At 64.5% G+C, this 16,044-nt stretch carries 16 protein-coding genes; 8 read left to right on the top strand and 8 right to left on the bottom strand.

Annotated features, from left to right (window positions below; all coding sequences use genetic code 11):
- Position 1: 1 nt before the first annotated feature.
- Positions 2-517: a mycothiol transferase gene (locus AC1DZQ_RS06630; protein WP_476962759.1), complete on the bottom strand. Its 516-nt coding sequence runs from the start codon at positions 515-517 to the stop codon at positions 2-4.
- A 189-nt stretch (positions 518-706) separates the two neighbouring features.
- Here AC1DZQ_RS06630 and nicT point away from each other — a divergent pair, with 189 nt between their 5' ends.
- A complete protein-coding gene (gene nicT / locus AC1DZQ_RS06625; RefSeq protein ID WP_476962758.1) occupies positions 707-1,816 on the top strand; it encodes a Nickel transporter NicT in 1,110 nt (369 codons plus the stop codon).
- A 22-nt stretch (positions 1,817-1,838) separates the two neighbouring features.
- Here the strand turns inward: nicT and AC1DZQ_RS06620 are convergent, their stop codons facing one another.
- Entirely contained in the window at positions 1,839-3,161 is a 1,323-nt protein-coding gene (locus AC1DZQ_RS06620) for a right-handed parallel beta-helix repeat-containing protein (RefSeq protein ID WP_476962757.1), read from the bottom strand.
- A 276-nt stretch (positions 3,162-3,437) separates the two neighbouring features.
- On the opposite strand from AC1DZQ_RS06620, the gene AC1DZQ_RS06615 reads away from it, so the two are divergent.
- A complete protein-coding gene (locus tag AC1DZQ_RS06615) occupies positions 3,438-4,463 on the top strand; it encodes an alpha/beta fold hydrolase (RefSeq protein WP_476962756.1) in 1,026 nt (341 codons plus the stop codon).
- Between the two features lie 2 nt (positions 4,464-4,465).
- On the opposite strand, the gene AC1DZQ_RS06610 is transcribed toward AC1DZQ_RS06615, so the two are convergent.
- Positions 4,466-4,966, bottom strand: coding sequence for a TetR/AcrR family transcriptional regulator (locus AC1DZQ_RS06610; RefSeq protein WP_476962755.1), 501 nt, complete (start codon positions 4,964-4,966; stop codon positions 4,466-4,468).
- 235 nt (positions 4,967-5,201) lie between these two features.
- Between AC1DZQ_RS06610 and AC1DZQ_RS06605 the strand changes: the two genes are divergently transcribed.
- The 4 genes from AC1DZQ_RS06605 (at position 5,202) to AC1DZQ_RS06590 (ending at position 9,181) form a co-directional block, all read left to right on the top strand.
- Positions 5,202-5,708 carry an LURP-one-related/scramblase family protein gene (locus AC1DZQ_RS06605; RefSeq protein ID WP_476962754.1) on the top strand — a complete coding sequence of 169 codons (507 nt, stop codon included), beginning with the start codon at positions 5,202-5,204 and terminating at the stop codon, positions 5,706-5,708.
- Between the two features lie 14 nt (positions 5,709-5,722).
- A complete protein-coding gene (locus AC1DZQ_RS06600; protein ID WP_476962753.1) occupies positions 5,723-7,942 on the top strand; it encodes a transglycosylase domain-containing protein in 2,220 nt (739 codons plus the stop codon).
- Positions 7,943-8,072: 130 nt separating this feature from the next.
- Positions 8,073-8,630: a hypothetical protein gene (locus AC1DZQ_RS06595; protein ID WP_476962752.1), complete on the top strand. Its 558-nt coding sequence runs from the start codon at positions 8,073-8,075 to the stop codon at positions 8,628-8,630.
- A gap of 2 nt (positions 8,631-8,632) precedes the next feature.
- Entirely contained in the window at positions 8,633-9,181 is a 549-nt protein-coding gene (locus AC1DZQ_RS06590) for a hypothetical protein (protein ID WP_476962751.1), read from the top strand.
- Between the two features lie 41 nt (positions 9,182-9,222).
- Here the strand turns inward: AC1DZQ_RS06590 and AC1DZQ_RS06585 are convergent, their stop codons facing one another.
- From AC1DZQ_RS06585 to AC1DZQ_RS06565, 5 genes are all read right to left on the bottom strand, one after another.
- Positions 9,223-10,242, bottom strand: a complete 1,020-nt coding sequence (locus AC1DZQ_RS06585) for an LLM class flavin-dependent oxidoreductase (protein ID WP_476962750.1) — start codon at positions 10,240-10,242, stop codon at positions 9,223-9,225.
- Positions 10,243-10,425: 183 nt separating this feature from the next.
- Complete coding sequence (locus AC1DZQ_RS06580; protein ID WP_476962749.1) at positions 10,426-10,830, bottom strand: universal stress protein; 405 nt, start codon at positions 10,828-10,830, stop codon at positions 10,426-10,428.
- On the bottom strand, positions 10,827-12,359 hold the full coding sequence (locus AC1DZQ_RS06575; RefSeq protein ID WP_476962748.1) for a tripartite tricarboxylate transporter permease: 1,533 nt from the start codon (positions 12,357-12,359) through the stop codon (positions 10,827-10,829). Before AC1DZQ_RS06575 ends, AC1DZQ_RS06580 begins: the two co-directional genes overlap by 4 nt.
- 9 nt (positions 12,360-12,368) lie before the next feature.
- Complete coding sequence (locus tag AC1DZQ_RS06570) at positions 12,369-12,956, bottom strand: tripartite tricarboxylate transporter TctB family protein (protein ID WP_476962747.1); 588 nt, start codon at positions 12,954-12,956, stop codon at positions 12,369-12,371.
- A 5-nt stretch (positions 12,957-12,961) separates the two neighbouring features.
- Positions 12,962-13,963, bottom strand: coding sequence for a Bug family tripartite tricarboxylate transporter substrate binding protein (locus AC1DZQ_RS06565; protein WP_476962746.1), 1,002 nt, complete (start codon positions 13,961-13,963; stop codon positions 12,962-12,964).
- A 144-nt stretch (positions 13,964-14,107) separates the two neighbouring features.
- On the opposite strand from AC1DZQ_RS06565, the gene AC1DZQ_RS06560 reads away from it, so the two are divergent.
- Positions 14,108-14,992 carry a LysR family transcriptional regulator gene (locus AC1DZQ_RS06560; protein ID WP_476962745.1) on the top strand — a complete coding sequence of 295 codons (885 nt, stop codon included), beginning with the start codon at positions 14,108-14,110 and terminating at the stop codon, positions 14,990-14,992.
- A gap of 129 nt (positions 14,993-15,121) precedes the next feature.
- A complete protein-coding gene (gene kdgD / locus AC1DZQ_RS06555) occupies positions 15,122-16,036 on the top strand; it encodes a 5-dehydro-4-deoxyglucarate dehydratase (RefSeq protein ID WP_476962744.1) in 915 nt (304 codons plus the stop codon).
- The last annotated feature ends 8 nt before the right edge of the window (positions 16,037-16,044 follow it).

Here is a 16,044-nt window from a genome sequence, read left to right as displayed (position 1 = left end):
CCTAGCCGTGCCCGCGCGCGGGGTCCAGGCCCTTCGCGTAGGCCGCCTGCCCCACGTGCTGGAGGCAATCGGCAATCGTGCTCACCAGCCTCACCCCGAGGGTGACGGGCGGGTCCCAGCGGGTATCGACGATGCGGTCGAAGTCGTCGTCGCCGAGGGTCTCCAAAAATTCCACGGTCTGCCGGTGGACGGCGTCGTAGTATTCGAGCAACAGCTCCGGCGGTGCCTGCACCGCGTCCACCTGGCGGCTCGTGTGGCCGTAGCCGGTGTCCCGCGTGGAGAGCGGCAGGCCGAATCGGGCGGCAAACCCCTGCGAGGTCCAGACCTGGTCCAGGCCTGCGGCGGAGGCGAGCTGCGCGTCCTCGACCCTGCTGAGGTGCCAGATGAGCCAGGCCATCGAGTTCCCGTGGCCTCCGGGCCGTCGGAGCAGGGTGGCATCATCGGCCCCGGCCAAGGCCGCGGCCACCGTCTCGCGGATCCGGCCGAAGGCGTCCAGCAGCAGTTCATTGGATTTCATCGAGTCCCCTCGCTGTGCATGATCGGTGATCCCCATGCTTGCATGGAGGCCGCACCGGCGGATAGGGCCGGGCGTTTCCGGGTCAACGGCGCATGCGCAGGCATTGCCGGCGGCAACACCGCCGCGCGTGGTCCGCCGCAGTCCGCGAGGTCTTGGCAGCGGCGACCCCCGCGCCTACCCTTACGGATTATGAGCAACTTGTTGCCTGTAGCGCAGCCGGTGCGACCAACGTCCAGTCGCTGGGATCGCCGGGACAAGTTCCATCTCGCCGGCATCACCGGCTTCGTCGTCCTGCTCAACGTTGTCGGCTGGAGTGTGCTGACCCTGGCCGTTGCTCCACAGAACTTCGCCCTGGGCCGCTCCGGTGTGTATGGGGTGGGGCTGGGCGTTACCGCCTTTCTGCTGGGGGTGCGGCACGCGTTCGACGCCGACCACATCGCCGTCATCGACAACACCACGCGCAAGCTGGTCGGCGAGGGAAAGGCCGCGCTGGGGGTGGGCTTCTGGTTCTCGCTGGGCCACTCGACCGTGGTCTTCGGCGCGGCGCTGCTCCTGGCCCTCGGCGTGAGGGCCATGGCCGGCACCGTGCAGGATGGGGATTCGGCCCTGATGCAGACACTGGGGCTGGTGGGAAGCGTTGTGGCTGGAACGTTTCTGATCCTGATAGGGCTGATGAACTTCGTCTCGGTGATTGGCATCGCCCGGGTGTTCCGCGGAATGCGGACCGGGGAACTGGACGAGGCCGAGCTTGAGCAGCAGCTCAACAACCGGGGTTTCCTGGCGCGGCTGCTCGGCGGAACCATCCGGCGGATCACCAAGCCGTGGCACGTCTATCCGGTCGGCCTGCTGATGGGCCTGGGATTCGACACCGCGTCCCAGATAGCCCTGCTCGTGCTCGCGGCCGGTTCCGCGGCCTTCTCCTTGCCCTGGTACGCAATCCTGGTCCTGCCGGTGTTGTTCGCGGCCGGCATGAGCATCTTCGACACCGCCGACGGCGTGTTCATGTCCCGGGCTTACGGGTGGGCGTTCCTCAAGCCGGTCCGCAAGGTGTTCTACAACCTCACGGTCACGGTGCTCTCGGTGGTGGTGGCCTTGGTCCTCGGTGTCACCGTGCTGCTCGGGCTGGCGGCGGATAAGCTGGGAATCGAATCCGGGCCGGCGGCCGCAATCGGTTCGCTGGATCTCGAAGGCATCGGGTACATCATTGTCGGACTCTTCGTGATCATCTGGCTGATCGCGCTCGCCGTCTGGAAATTCGGCCGAATCGAGCAACGCTGGAGCCAAGCCGGCACCAGCTGAGCCGATGCCGGCGCGGCGTAGGTCAGCAGTTGGGCGAGTCGAACTCGTAGGCGCCCGAATCGGCAGCGGCCGTCCCGTTGCAGTCCCCGTCCTGGGGTACCGCACTTCCGGCGAGGTCGACGGCGGACAGGCTCGCTCCGGCGCGGTCGATGGCCGGGCTGGTGCCGGTCAGGTGGAGATCGGCCGGTGCGTTCACGAAGCGCGCAGACGCAGTGGTGGATGTGCTGTTCGGTACGAAGTTGACCGGGCCATTGAGGACGTTCTGGTTCTCGGTCCAGCCTGAGCCGTTGATCCACAAGGAGTTCCTAACCCCGGCCAGGATGTTGCCGCGGATCACGGTCGATGCAGGGCAGCCCGCATGGCAGACAACGGCCTGGGACTGCGGCCCGTTCAGATACACGGTGTTGAACTCGAAGACTGTGCCGTTCGTCGGCCCGAAGGACGTCCCTGCACCGCGGGCGATCAAGCCCTTGGCCTGGGCACAGTTGGCTCCACAGGTCGACCGGACCAGGTTGTAGCGGTAGGTGTTGCCGTCGGCCGTCCCGGAGGACCTTCCGATCTCGGAGAAGTTGTTGTTGTCCAGGGACACATTGTGATGGATGTAGTTCCGGCTGCCGTTGTAGATTTCGAAAGAACCGCCGTCGCGGGTGTAATCGTAGGAAAACGCAGTGGAGCCGCTGACCGTGTTGCCGGAAAGTTCGTTGTCGTTGCCGTTGATCAGCACGCCGGAAGCGCCCGAGTCGTCATTGCAGTTCACGGCCTGGGGTGTCCCGCAGTTCGTGCCCTGCGTCAGGACGTTCATGACGTTGTTGTTGGTCAGGACATTGCCGGTGTATTTCCCGAAGTCAGACCCGGTCCCCGCCTTGATGCCAACAGCATTGTTGGAGGCACTGGAATTCCGGACCGTATTGCGGTCGCCGGTGACGCTGATGCCCGCGTAGCCGCAGGAGACGCCGCGAAGACCGTCAACGGTGGTGAAGTTGCCGTTGATCCTGATGCAGTTTCCAGACTTGCCGCCGGTAATCGTCGGAGCATTGCCGGTCCCGTAGCCGATCAAGGTGATGGGTGCAGCCTCGGTTCCGCTCTGGGTGGTCACAATGCCTCCGGCCCAGGTGTCGCCCCTGCGGAAACTGAYGGTGTCGCCGGGCTTGAAGACGATCGAGTTGACCTTCGACAGTGACTTCCACGGCGCAGCGCTGGAGGTTCCCGGATTGGTGTCGCTCCCCGAGGCACTGACGAAGTACGTGGTGCCCGCGGCCTGGGCCGGTGCCGGGAGCCCCACCGCCAACCAGCCGGCCGTGAGGATCAGGGTGGTTACGGCTGCGCGGGCGGAGTAGATTCTCATGGCGATCCTCGCGGGTTTGATGGTGAACGGAGGAGAGCTCCGCGACCTTGAGTGTGTCCGCTCCGGCGCTGCGACCATGAGTCGAGACGCGGGCTTAGGTCATCCGCCGACCCTAGTGGGCGGGGGTTGTAAAAAGCTTGGGGCATCGTCAGCCAGAGCTTTATCTCAAACAGCGCTGTATAGTTTATATTGCCCAACAAAAGTGCCTGACCTGACCGGTCCCGGCGCGGAGACGTCGCACCGCCTACCTCAGTCCCTTCGTCCTGGAGTCTTGCCATGATGCCGCGCCCCTCCCGCCACACCCGCCCAGCCCTGGACAATCCGCCCCGCAGGCGTCCCCGGATGCGGGGCCTCCGCATGGCGGGGGTTGTGGCGCTGAGCGTGGCCGGTTTGCTGGCCGCCTCGACGTCGGCCAATCTCATCCTGGAACAGATCGAAAAGTCCCACACCGTCGCATACGGCGAAAAGGTTCACCTCAATGAGGGAACCATCAATGTCACCCGCACCGGCGAGACCGGGCCGACGGTCGTGCTGCTCAGTGGACTCGGGACCCCTGCCCCGGGGCTCGATTTTGCCCCCTTGGTCCGGGAAATGCGCGGCTTCCGAACAGTGGTTGTTGAGGGATTCGGCTACGGCTTAAGCGACATGACTGCCCGGCCAAGGACCGTGGAAAACATCGCCGAAGAACTTCATGAAGTGCTGTCAAAGCTCGGCATCAGGGCGCCATACACTCTCATGGGCCACTCGATCGCCGGCTTTTCCACGCTGTACTACGCGAACAAGTATCCTGCGGAGGTGTCCGCCGTTATCGGAATCGACCCCACCGTCCCGGCCAGCAGGATGTCCACAGGCGGAACCACCGACCCCGCCGAGATGCCTGCAGCGGACTACTGGTGGGCGCATGCGCCGTCGACCACAGGCCTGGTCCGCTGGGCCACGGCGCTGGGTTTTGGAGAACCCGGCGGCGGCAGCTTCACGGCAGCTGAACGCCAACAAATGCGTCAGATAACGAGCTGGAACTTCGGCAACCCGGCAGTCACTGACGAAACACTCCGAATGGGCGAGAATGCCGCCAAGCTCCAGGATCTCCGCTACCCCGACGCACTTCCGGTGCTCTACTTCCTGTCACAGGACACGATGAACCAGCAGCCGGACTGGTACGGCGCGCACGAACGGCAGCTGGCCAACGTAAGGCGCCACCAGCTGGTGGTCCTTGGGGGCGAGCACTACCTGCACTGGACGCAGTCCAAGGCCATGGCAACGAGGATCACCGAGTTCCTGCGCCACGGCGGCACCAAGTAGGTCTAGTGCAGAAACTTATCGGTCGGCGTGTCTGGCGGGACCAGGAGGGCCCGGATCGTTGACGGAAGGATCTTTGCCGCCGCGACCTCATCCAGTCGTTGCGCCCGGATTTCGGCCGCCGCGCTGTGGAGGATGGCGTAGAAGCAGGCGGCCTGCCACGCGACGGAATGATCGGTACGGAAGATCCCCTCACTCCTGCCCTTTTCAAGCACCGACATCACCCGGGCCAGCGGCTTGTCGTGGTGAGCCCTGATTTGGTCGGCTGAGAGATACGGTTCGGCCGCCGCCAAAAGCGCACTGAATTGGTGGAGGACCCGCCAGGATGACTGGACGAGCTCCTGCAGGGAGTTCCAGGTGTCTTGCTCGATGTCGACAGCGGCGAGTTCGGCCTCGGCGCGGTCCATGGCCCTCTCGAACACGGCGCCAACCAGGTCCTTCCGGTCTGCGAAGTGGCCGTAGAGGGTCACCCTGCCCACCCCCGCAACCCGGGCAATCTCAGCCATGCTTGCCCCGGGATTATCACTGAGGCGTGTCAACGCGGCGTCAATGATGGCATCTTTGTTCCGGACGGCGTCCGCCCGCTTGGCGCGTTCTTTCTGCACTTCCGGCACCGGCCCTCCCAGCCCATTCAACTACTCAAACAATGATGTTCAGGTTACCAGCGAGGACAGTTCTGCGACCCCGGACCATCCGGTTCGGGTGAGGTGCCGGCCGGCAAAGCGGCCCTATGGTCGGGACATGGGACTATTACGGCACCGCCATGACGAGTCCGCGGTCCAGCGGTTTCAGATGCGCGAGAAACTGCTGTCCATCGGGGATGATTACTGGATCGAAGACGATCAGGGCAGACCCGCCTACAAGGTCAACGGCAAGGCGGTCCGGCTCCGGGACACTTTCGTTCTGGAGGACACCTCTGCAAACGAGGTGGCGCGCATCCAGGAGCGCAAGCTTTCGATCCGGGACAAAGTCGACGTCGAGCGCGGCGGCGACACCGCCGCGACGGTCCACAAGGCGCTGGTCGGGCTCCGGGATCGCTTCGCCATCGATGTGAAGGGCGGCGCCGATATGAAGGCGCACGGGAACATCGTCGACCACGAGTACCAGATCGAGCGCGACGGCCGCACGGTGGCCACGATCTCCAAGAAATGGTTCCGCGTGCGTGAGTCCTACGGCGTTGAAATCGCGGAAGGCGAGGACGTCCCGCTCCTCCTGGCGATCACCGTCGCCATCGACTCGTTGACCTAGCCTGTTCAGGCACCATGGCGCCCAGGAAACGCACCCGATCCCTAATAGCCTCGACCCTTTGGCGGCTATTCTGGTTCTTGACCGCGAGCGCGGTCTGCGGCGTCCTGGCCGCCAGCCTCCTGGTCCCCACCGTGGCCGCGACGGGCGTTGCCGTCAGCGACTCGATTAAATTGTTTAACAGCCTCCCGTCGGAACTGACGGTGGATCCGCCGTCGGAGTCCACCAAGGTGCTCAGCGCTGACGGGAAGGCGATCGCCACCTTCTACGCGGAAAACCGCGTGAAGGTCAGGCTCGACCAGATGTCCCCGTACATCAAGGACGCGATCGTCGCGATCGAGGACCGCCGCTTCTACGAACATGCCGGCATCGACCCCCAGGGGATTCTCCGGGCGCTGGTGTCCAACCTGACCGGCGGCGGCAGGCAGGGCGCCTCCACCCTGACCCAGCAGTACGTCACCAACGTGCTCAATGAATCCCTGGTGTCGGCAGACAGAGGCGATCAAATTGTCCTCAACGGGCAGAAGAGCATGGCCGACAAGATTCGCGAGATGAGGCTCGCAGTCGAATTGGAGAAGAAATACACCAAGGACCAAATCCTCGAGGGGTACCTGAACATCGTGTTCTTCGCCCGGGACGCCTACGGCATTGAAGCCGCGTCCCGCTACTTCTTCAACACCACCGCCAAGGACCTCACCCTGCCGCAAGCTGCCCTACTGGCCGGCCTCGTGAACAGCCCCAGCTACTACAATCCTGACGTCCATCCGGAAAACGCCGTCCATCGACGCAACCAGGTTCTCGCCAGCATGCTCAGCCACGGCGTCATCACGCAAGCGCAGCACGATGCGGCCGTCGCCGCCGCGGTGGATCTCAAGATCACTCCCGGAAGGCAGGGATGCGCCGGCGCGGAAATGGCAACGTACTTCTGCGACTACGTTTCCCACCTCATCCTCAACAACCCGGCCTACGGCGCCGATATTGCCGAGCGTGAGCGGAAGCTGTACCGCGGCGGCCTGACCATCAGCACCACCCTGGACAGCCGGCTCCAACTGGCCGCCCAGGCGCAGGTCGATGCCACGGCCGGGGCCAATCCGGACAAATGGGGCGCCGCGATGGTCTCCATCGCACCCGGCACGGGCAAGATCCTGGCGATGGCGCAAAACACTGTCTTCCTCCCGGCGCCCGGGAAATTCGATACGCAACTGAACTTCAACGTCGATTCCAGGGATGCCAACGGCAACGATCTCAACGGCGCCGGTGGGTTCCAGCCGGGCTCCACCATGAAGCCGTTCACGTTTGCCGAATGGCTCAACGAGGGCAAATCCCTCGCCGCCATGGTGGACGCCTCCCGGCGGTCCTATCCCCTCGGGTTTCCGTGGAGATCCAGCTGCGGCAGGGTGCTTGGCGCCTTCAGCACCAGCCAGAAGCACCTCGGCGCGGCGGACGATCTCCAGAACAACGATCTCGGATACTACCGCCGCATGCGCGTGGATTACGGGCTGTACAACTCCATCAACACCGCCACCTTCGCCGAGGCCGCCCAACTCGACTTCTGCGGCATCCAGAAAATGGTGGACGCCGCAGGGATCCACAGTGGCGTGGACAACGCTCAGGTGAACATGCACCAGCTGGGCAACCTGCTGGGTGCTATTGGCGTGGCGCCGCTCCATCTGGCCAATGCGTTTGCCACCTTCGCCAACGACGGCACATACTGCGCGCCGATTGCCATTTCAGCAGTAACCGACGCGGCCGGACAGAAGCTGCCGGCCGAGACCAGCGCCTGTCACAGGGCGATCAAGCCCGAGGTCGCCCGCGGCGTGAACGCCGTGCTGCAGGACGTGTTGAAACGCGGATCCGGCGTTTACATCAAGCCCAAGGTCCAAGAGCGGTTTCCGGCCGCGGCCAAGACGGGCACTTCCAACACCAACGGCGCCACATGGGTGGTGGGCTACACGAGCGGCCTCGCGACGGCTTCCTTCTTCGGCGACGCCCTGGAAGGCCAGAAGCGGCCCGGGCAGAACATCACCGTGAACGGCAAGTTCTACAAGGCCATTGACGGATACATGCTCGCGGGCCCGCAGTGGGCGAACTACATGCTGGAGGTCGCTCGGTACTACCCCACGGCTACCTTCCCGAAGCCGCCGGAGTCCATGACCCGGACGCCCTCCACGAGCGGCACGCCCACTACGACCCGCCCGCCGTGTTTCCCAGGTTTTGATAGGGCGTTGTGCCGCTGATACTGGCCCGAAATCCTCTGGATCCAAAGCCGCACTCTATGCCTCCGGGCCCGGAGCCTCTATCCTCTTGCCATGGGAGACGGGGTCAAAATCCGGCGAGAGGAATCGCGCCAGCGCGCGCGAGTGGCTCGTGAATCCCGATAGCACCCAGCCCCACGACAATTACGACGCCTTCCTGTCGAGGCTGGACGACGCCACCACCAGCCTGAGCACCCGGGCCGCGTCGCTGGACAAAGCACTGGCAGCCGTTTCGCTCCTCTTGGGACCATCTGAGTCCGCGGTCCGGAAATGGGAACGACGGCGCCATTACGTCAGTGCGCAGCTCGCCGCGCACTCCGGGTCGCCGCAGTCCTACACCGCGCTGTGCGAACTCCACGTCGTGGCAGGAAAGATGGAATCGATGCTCCGCGGCCGTGTCCAGCGTGTCACCGAAAAGCTGGCGGTCATGGAAGGCCGTCGTGAGGCCATCGACAAGTCACTGCTGGAGCTTGAGCTGAGCAAAATTAAGCTGACGTCGTCCCGGATGCTGTCACAGGACCGCGAAAAGTTGAGCGGCATCTTTTCCGAACTCGCCGGCTCCACAGTGGCCACCGGAGCCATTCCCGATATGGGGTTGCTGAGCGATCTCAAGGAAGCACGCGAGGCAATCATCCTGGCCGAAGCGCTCATGGAAGTGAAGGGGTACTAATCATGGAAATTTCACGGCGCGATCAGCCCCGAAAGGACATCGTCGCCCTTGTTCGCTGGTCAAAGAAACCGGGCGAAAGCCCCGTTATCAAGTTCATCATGTCGAGTATTTTGGGATTGATCCTGTGCCTGTTCCTGATGATCTTTCTGTCCATCCTCAGAAGTTTCGGTGCCCTGGTTTTGTTCACTCTCTTGTTCGCCGCGCTTCTCACGGTGCGCACGGTCATGGCCCAGCGGCGCTTCATGCGGGGGCTGACCAAGAGGATCAATGACACCCTCGCCGAGGTCACGAGCAGCCCTGGCGACCAACTGTCGGTAAGGCAATTCCGGCACATGGCCAAGAGCGGCGAACAGGTTCCGCTCCTTGTCAGCGGCGTACCGGGATTGAACCTGCATGTGGCCCGGGCTTCAACGCTGGAGAAACATGCCGCCGGGAAGTGGGTGGCGGTGGTCACGGTTGTCCCTCCGGAGAACGGGACCGCGAGTTTCGACCGTCTGGTGGCGGCGGCAATCAACGCCGGCCCCGGCACCACCAGCGCTAAAGCCTCCTAGCGGCGGGAGCCGGCAGTCGTCGTCACTCCCAGCCGCCGTCGTCACTCCCAGCCCAAGGCGGGGCGGAGGTCGCGCGAAACCGCCTCGAGCAGCCGGAGGTTGAAGTCCACACCGAGCTGGTTGGGGACGGTGACCAGCACGGTGTCCGCCGCGGCCACGGCCGCATCCCGGGCGAGCTCCTCAACGAGGCGGCCGGGTTCACCGATGTAGCTGCGCCCGAAGCGGGCCAGCCCGCCGTCGAGGTAGCCCACCTGGTCCCGGGCGTCTGCCTGCGCGCGCAGCCCGAAATATCGCCGCGATTCATCATCGATCAGCGGAATGATGCTGCGCGATACGGACACCCGCGGCGTGTGCGCATGCCCTGCCGCTGCCCAGGCCTCCCGGAACCCGGCGATCTGCTCGGCCTGCAGCTGGTCGAAGGGAACTCCGGTGTCCTCCGTCAACAGGGTCGAGGACATGAGGTTCATGCCCTGCTCCCCCGCCCACCGGGCGCTGGCACGGTTGCCCGCACCCCACCAGATCCGCTCCGGGAGCGTTGCTGACAGCGGCTGAACCGGGACCAGCCCGCTGTGCCCGCTGACCTGCGGATTGGCCACGGCAATGCCTGCTCCGGCGATGGCATCCCGGAAACGCTCCGTGTACCGGCGGGCCATGTCGGCGGCGGACTCGCCCTCCGCCGGAAGATGCCCGAAGGCCTCGTAGCCGGCCAGGACCGACTCGGGCGAACCCCGGCTGACCCCCAGCTGCAGGCGCCCTCCGCTGATGAGGTCGACGGCGGCGGCCTCCTCTGCCATGTAGAGCGGATTCTCGTACCGCATGTCAATGACGCCGGTGCCCATCTCGATGCGGGACGTACCGGCGGCAATCGCGGCGAGCAGCGGGAATGGCGAGGCCTGCTGCTCGGCGAAGTGGTGGACCCGGAAGAACGCGCCGTCGACGCCGATTTCCTCCGCGGCCACCGCCAACTCGATCGCCTGCAGGAGGGCGTCCCGGGCGGAACGCACACGGGAACCGGGGACGTCGCCCCAGTGGCCGAAGGACAGAAACCCGATCTTTTTCATAAGAATTCACACCCTCTCATGGGAAGCCGGACTTTGGAATGGGGGCCGTGGCTTGGCGGCCGCGCTCCGCCAGAGTGGTGGCACCTTCCATGGCGGGATCTGTCGCGCGGAAGCGAACGGGCCGGACCCCGCATAGGGCGTCCGACCCGTCCGCTCCTGGTTTGAGCGGCCGGCAGTAGCCGGCTAGGAGAGGGCTCCGTCCGCCTTCACGGCAAGGACAGGCCGGTCCGCCTGCATGAGGATGCGCTGGGCGTGGCTGCCCAGGATGAATTTGCCGACCTGTGAGCGGTGCCGCAGGCCAATGACAATCAGGGATGCGTTGACCTCGCGGGCGACGTCAAGGAATTCATCGGCGAGGTCGTCACGGTACGGCGGCTGGATCACTGTTGCCCGGATGCCGGCCTCCGTAGCCCGGCGGCCGGCCTGCTCCAGGACGGCGGAGGCTGCAACGGACTTGTCTACCAGCGCGCCTTCGCGTGCTGAGTTGACGATAATCAAGTCTTCATTCCTGAGCATGGCCTCGGCAATCCCGGCGGTCAGAGCGGCCTCCCCTGCCGGTGTGGGGACGAAACCGACGATGATGCTCATACCTTCTCCTTGATTTTCGTGGTGATGGGCTGTTCGTTTGGCGCCCGCTTCCACTTCGCCAGCATGGACCGGATGCCTGGGAGCACCGCTACGAGGACGAGCACGATGAGCAGGGTCGCGGAGATGGGGCGGGTGAAGAAGCCCGTGGRATCGCCGCCGAACACGAGCAGTGAACGGCGCAGTGAGCTCTCCAGCAGGGATCCGAGGACGAAGGCCAGGACCAGTGGACCGGGTTCAAAGCCGAACTTCTTCATCAGGTATCCGACGATCCCGAACACTACGACGAGCGTTACATCGAACATGCTGTTGTTAATGGTGTAGGCGCCGAGCAGTGTAATGAGAGCGGTGACCGGGGCCAGGATCGCGGCCCGGACGCGGAGGATTTTTACGAAGATTCCGACGAGGGGCAGGCTCATGATCAGCAGCAGGATGTTGCCGATGTACATGGAGTTGACCACGCCCCAGAACAGCTCGGGGTCCTGCTCCACCAGTTGCGGGCCCGGCGTCACCCCCTGGATCAGCAGGGCACCGAACATCAGGGCCATGGTGGCGTTGGCCGGGATTCCGAGGGTCAGCAGCGGGATGAATGACGACGTTGCTGCGGCGTTGTTGGCGGTTTCCGGTCCAGCGACGCCCTCGGGCGCCCCCTTGCCGAATCGCTCCGGCTGCTTGGCGCGCTTCTTCTCCATCGCATAGGAGGCCATCGATGCGATGGTGGCGCCGCCGCCGGGCAGAATGCCGAGGAAGAACCCGAGGACCGAACCGCGGGCTATCGCGCCGGAGGCCTGCTTGAGATCCGTCCGCGATGGCCAGACGTTCGTGACCTTGGACGGTGCCTTGGCGGCGCGGTGCCGCTCTTCGAGGTTGTAGAGAATTTCGCCCAGGCCGAAGATGCCCATGGCGATCGGCACGAAGTCGATTCCGTCGGCCAGCTCCAGGTTGCCGAAGGTGAAGCGGCTTTCGCCGGTGAAGATGTCCCGGCCGACCGTTGCCAGCAGCAAGCCGACTGCGGCGGCGATGAGTGCCTTGGTCTTGGCACCGTTGCTGATGGTGGCCACCAACAGGATCCCGAGCAGTGCGAGTGCCGAGTATTCTGCCGGGCCGAAGTCGAGCGCAAAGCTCGCCACGACGGGGGCCAGGAAGGTCAGGCCGATGATCGAGGCGGTTCCGCCGATGAACGAGCCAATGGAAGCCAGACCGAGTGCGGTGCCGGCCTTCCCCTGTTTGGCCATCTGGTAGCCGTCGAAGACGGTGACCACAGACGATGCTTCGCCGGGAAGCCGGAGGAGCACCGAGGTGATGGTGCCGCCGTACTGTGCGCCGTAGAAGATTCCCGCGAGCATGATGATGGCGGTGACGGGTTCGACGTTGTAGGTCAGCGGCAACAGGATGGCGATGGTTGCCGCGGGCCCCAGACCGGGCAGGACACCGATCAACATGCCGATGACGACGCCGATCAGGCAGTACAGGAGGTTGCTCGGCTCCAGGACAACGGCGAATCCGTTGATCACGGGATTTAGAAAATCCACGGGGTTCTCCTAGAAGAGGTGGGGAATGGAGGTGTTGAGCGCAAGGACGAAGATTCCGTAGAACGCCGTCACGACGATCGCGCTTACGAGCAGGGTGGAGCGCCACGTTTCGCCGCCGAGGAAGCGCATCCAGATGACGCACAGGACGAGGGCGGGCAGTTCAAAACCGATGGCCGGCATCAGCGCGACCATGGCGGCGAGGGTGACGAGCCCTGTGAGGGGCGCGGAGGACATCCGGGTGAACTTCTCCGCGTCCCGGTTGTGCCGCCCGCTGATCAACTGGAAGAGTCCCAGGACCACCATGACGCAGCTGATCATGAACGGCCACAGCCCAGGTTCCGGCGCCGCCGGGGTGCCGAGGCCCATCGCAACCGACAGGACCAGTGCGCCGGTACCGACGCCGAGAACCACCAAGGAGGATGCCGCATTTGCCAGCGCTCCAGCGGCAGGAGGCTTCTCGTCCTCCCACTGCGCGGCGAGTTGCTCCGGCGTGAGGTCCTCCAGAAGGTCGTCGTCAGGAGCTTCGGGGGCGTCCCCGCCGGAGGGGGCGGCCAGGCGGCTTCCCCCTCCGGCGGGCACTGAAGGTGTTGCCGTCACTGGGATCACTTCGTTCCGCTGAGGCTGATGTCGTACTTCTCCACCAGCGACTTGTACTTGGCGGCGTAGTCCTTCCACTGGGTGACGACTTCCTCGCCGGAGATTTCCTTCGGGGTCAGCATGTTCTTCTTGTTGAATTCCTTGTAGGAATCGGACTTGAAGGTCTCCTGGATGGCGGCGAGCAGCTTGTCCTTCACGTCCTTGGGGGTTCCCTTGGGAGCGGCGACGGCACGGTACTGCGCCACGGGAACGTCGTAACCGGATTCCTTGGCCGTAGGCACATCCGGGAGGAAGGAGTTCCGCTCCTCCGAGAAGACGAGCAGCGGTGCGACCTTTCCGGCTTTGATCTGCGGCATGGCTTCGCCGAGCTGGATGGTGGACACTTCGACCTGGTTGCCGAGGACCGCGGTGAGGGCAGGTTTGCCGCTGTCGAACGGAACATCGGTGCCCTTGACGCCGGCCTGCTTGAAGAGGACGGTCTGTGCCAGCTGGCTGCCGGTACCCACGCCGGTGGTGCCGAAGGTGATATTGCGTCCGGCTCCGGTCAGGTCCTTGATGCTGTTGAAGCCGGAGGCCTTGCTGGCCACCAGCACGTAGTCGTCCTGGGACAGGCCGGCGATGATGTCCAGGTCGTCGATGTTGACGGCCTCATCCGCAGTGACCGCCAACGGGGTGATCGTGATCAGGGACGCGGTGACCAGCAGGAGGTTCTGGCCGTCGGCGGGCTTGCCGGCAACTTCCTTCGTGGCCAGGGCGCCGTTCGCGCCCGGCTTGTTTACCACAGGCATCGGGGCGCCTAGGGTCTTGGACGCACCCTCGGAGATGGCGCGGGCGATCAAGTCGGTGCTGCCGCCTGCGGCCTGGCCCACGGTGAGGCTTATGGGCCCGCTCGGATACTTGGAAGAATCGCTACTGCCGCCGGCAACATTGCCGCAAGCCGTCAGCGCCAAGAGCGTGACGGCGGATGCCGCTCCAATTACGGTGCGGCGCGAAGGGAAGTGCATCATTGAAACTCCTCATGGATGGTCAGGGCCCAAGTGCCCCGGAAGCATGTGAACCGCGTCACCGCCGGTTCGCTGTGTCGAGTGTAGGGAGCCGCTATGATGCATGTCTAAGCCCAAATATGCATCGAGTGATACCGGGAAGGCATCATGTTCACTTTTGACCAGCTGGCCGGATTCATCGCGGTGGCAGAAGAGCTTCACTTCGGCCGCGCGGCGGAACGCCGGAATATGACCCAGCCTCCGCTGAGCCGGCAGATCCAAAAGCTGGAGAAGGCCGTTGGCGCCGAGCTGCTTGAACGGGACAACCGAAAGGTCCAGCTCACCCCGGCCGGAACCGCCTTCCTGGAGGAAGCCAGGCGGTTATTGGCCCTCGCGGAACGCGCCCCTGTCACCGCCCGCCGCATCGCGTCGGGCCGCTCCGGTCTCCTGCGAATCGGTTTCACCGCCGCCAGCGGGTTCAGTATCCTGGGGCCGCTCCTCGAGGAGATTTCGGCAATTCTCCCCGACGTCGACGTCGACCTGCAGGAACTGGTGACCGGTGAACAGATCCAGGCCCTTGAAACGGGAGAACTGGATCTGGGGCTGGCACGCCCGCCCTTCGATAAGGAAGTCTTCGACTCACGGCTTCTGTACCGCGAATCCATGATGGTGGCGGTTCCGGCCGGTCACCCACTGGCCCGCCGCGGCGGCATTGTCGGGGACGAGGACCTCAAGGACGAGGCCCTCATCATGCATTCGCCGCTGCAGGCCCGGTACTTCTACGACCTCGTGATCCGCACGCTGCCGGTGCAGCACGGCAACGTGGTCCACACCGTAAGCCAGATCCTCACCATGGTCTCGCTGGTGGCGGCCAAACGCGGAGTCGCCTTTGTGCCCCGGTCCGCCACAGTGCTGGGCATCCAAGGGGTCGAATTCCTCCCGCTGGCCAGCAGCCACGGCGAACCCGTGGAGCTCCATGCCATCTGGAGCCGGAAAGTGAGTAATCCCGCCCTGTCGCGGCTTCTCGGCAGCTTGGATTTCCAGCTGGACTAAGGCCGTGGCAATGCACTGAAGGTATCAATGCATTCAATAATGCACTTGGACAGGCATGAGGCGCCAAACCTAGTCTGAAGGGGAACCGCACTTCCCCGCCGACTCGGCGCATACCCGGAGGACCACACCGTGGCAAAATACACACCCCAGGAACTGGCGAACGTCCTGAAGGACGGCCTGCTCTCCTTCCCCGTCACCTCGTTCGACGCACAGCTGCAGTTCGACGAAGAGAACTACCGCAAGCACCTCGCCTGGCAGGCCAGCTTTCCGGTGGCCGGACTCTTCGCGGCCGGCGGAACCGGAGAAGGCTTCTCGCTGACCCCGGCCGAGTCTGAGCGCGTTGTCCGCGCCGCCGTCGAGGAAGTCGGCGGCATCGTCCCCGTTCTGGCCTCCGCCGGCGGCTCCACCGCCCAGGCCATCGAAAACGCGCGCGCCGCGGAAGCCGCCGGCGCCGAAGGCATCCTGCTGCTGCCGCCCTACCTCACCGAAGCAGACCAGGGCGGCCTGATCGAACACGTCAGCGCCATCTGCCGGTCCACCTCCCTCGGCGTCATCATCTACAACCGTGCGAACGCGATCTACAAGGACACCACGGTTGCCACCCTGGCGGACCGCCACGAGAACCTGATCGGCTTCAAGGACGGCGTCGGCGATCTCGAACACGACGCCCGCGTCTATGCCAAGCTCGGCGACCGCCTGTTCTACCTCGGCGGCCTCCCCACCGCCGAGACGTTCGCCCTCCCGCTGCTGCAGCTGGGCATGAGCACCTACTCCAGCGCCATGTACAACTTCGTGCCCCAGTTTGCCCTGGACTTCTACCAGGATGTCCGCAATCAAGACCGGGTCGCCGTCAACAAGAAGCTCAACGAGTTCGTGATCCCTTACCTCGACATCCGTGACCGGGTAAAGGGCTACTCCGTCTCGATCGTCAAAGGCGGCCTCGACGCGATCGGCCGCTCCGCCGGCGGAGTCCGTCCGCCGCTGCAGAACCTGGCGCCCCAGGACCTCGCAGACCTCAAGTCTCTCATCGCCACCGTTTCCTAGGAGAACGC

The sequence above is a fragment of the Arthrobacter sp. P1_C12_2 genome (assembly GCF_056406415.1).
This window is presented reverse-complemented; position numbering and strand designations above follow the sequence as displayed.

Coding starts and splice junctions, on each gene's coding strand:
- AC1DZQ_RS06630 (WP_476962759.1), bottom strand. CDS start 517: ATGAAATCCAATGAACTGCTGCTGGACGCCTTCGGCCGGATCCGCGAG.
- nicT (WP_476962758.1), top strand. CDS start 707: ATGAGCAACTTGTTGCCTGTAGCGCAGCCGGTGCGACCAACGTCCAGT.
- AC1DZQ_RS06615 (WP_476962756.1), top strand. CDS start 3,438: ATGATGCCGCGCCCCTCCCGCCACACCCGCCCAGCCCTGGACAATCCG.
- AC1DZQ_RS06610 (WP_476962755.1), bottom strand. CDS start 4,966: ATGGCTGAGATTGCCCGGGTTGCGGGGGTGGGCAGGGTGACCCTCTAC.
- AC1DZQ_RS06605 (WP_476962754.1), top strand. CDS start 5,202: ATGGGACTATTACGGCACCGCCATGACGAGTCCGCGGTCCAGCGGTTT.
- AC1DZQ_RS06600 (WP_476962753.1), top strand. CDS start 5,723: ATGGCGCCCAGGAAACGCACCCGATCCCTAATAGCCTCGACCCTTTGG.
- AC1DZQ_RS06590 (WP_476962751.1), top strand. CDS start 8,633: ATGGAAATTTCACGGCGCGATCAGCCCCGAAAGGACATCGTCGCCCTT.
- AC1DZQ_RS06585 (WP_476962750.1), bottom strand. CDS start 10,242: ATGAAAAAGATCGGGTTTCTGTCCTTCGGCCACTGGGGCGACGTCCCC.
- AC1DZQ_RS06580 (WP_476962749.1), bottom strand. CDS start 10,830: ATGAGCATCATCGTCGGTTTCGTCCCCACACCGGCAGGGGAGGCCGCT.
- AC1DZQ_RS06565 (WP_476962746.1), bottom strand. CDS start 13,963: ATGATGCACTTCCCTTCGCGCCGCACCGTAATTGGAGCGGCATCCGCC.
- AC1DZQ_RS06560 (WP_476962745.1), top strand. CDS start 14,108: ATGTTCACTTTTGACCAGCTGGCCGGATTCATCGCGGTGGCAGAAGAG.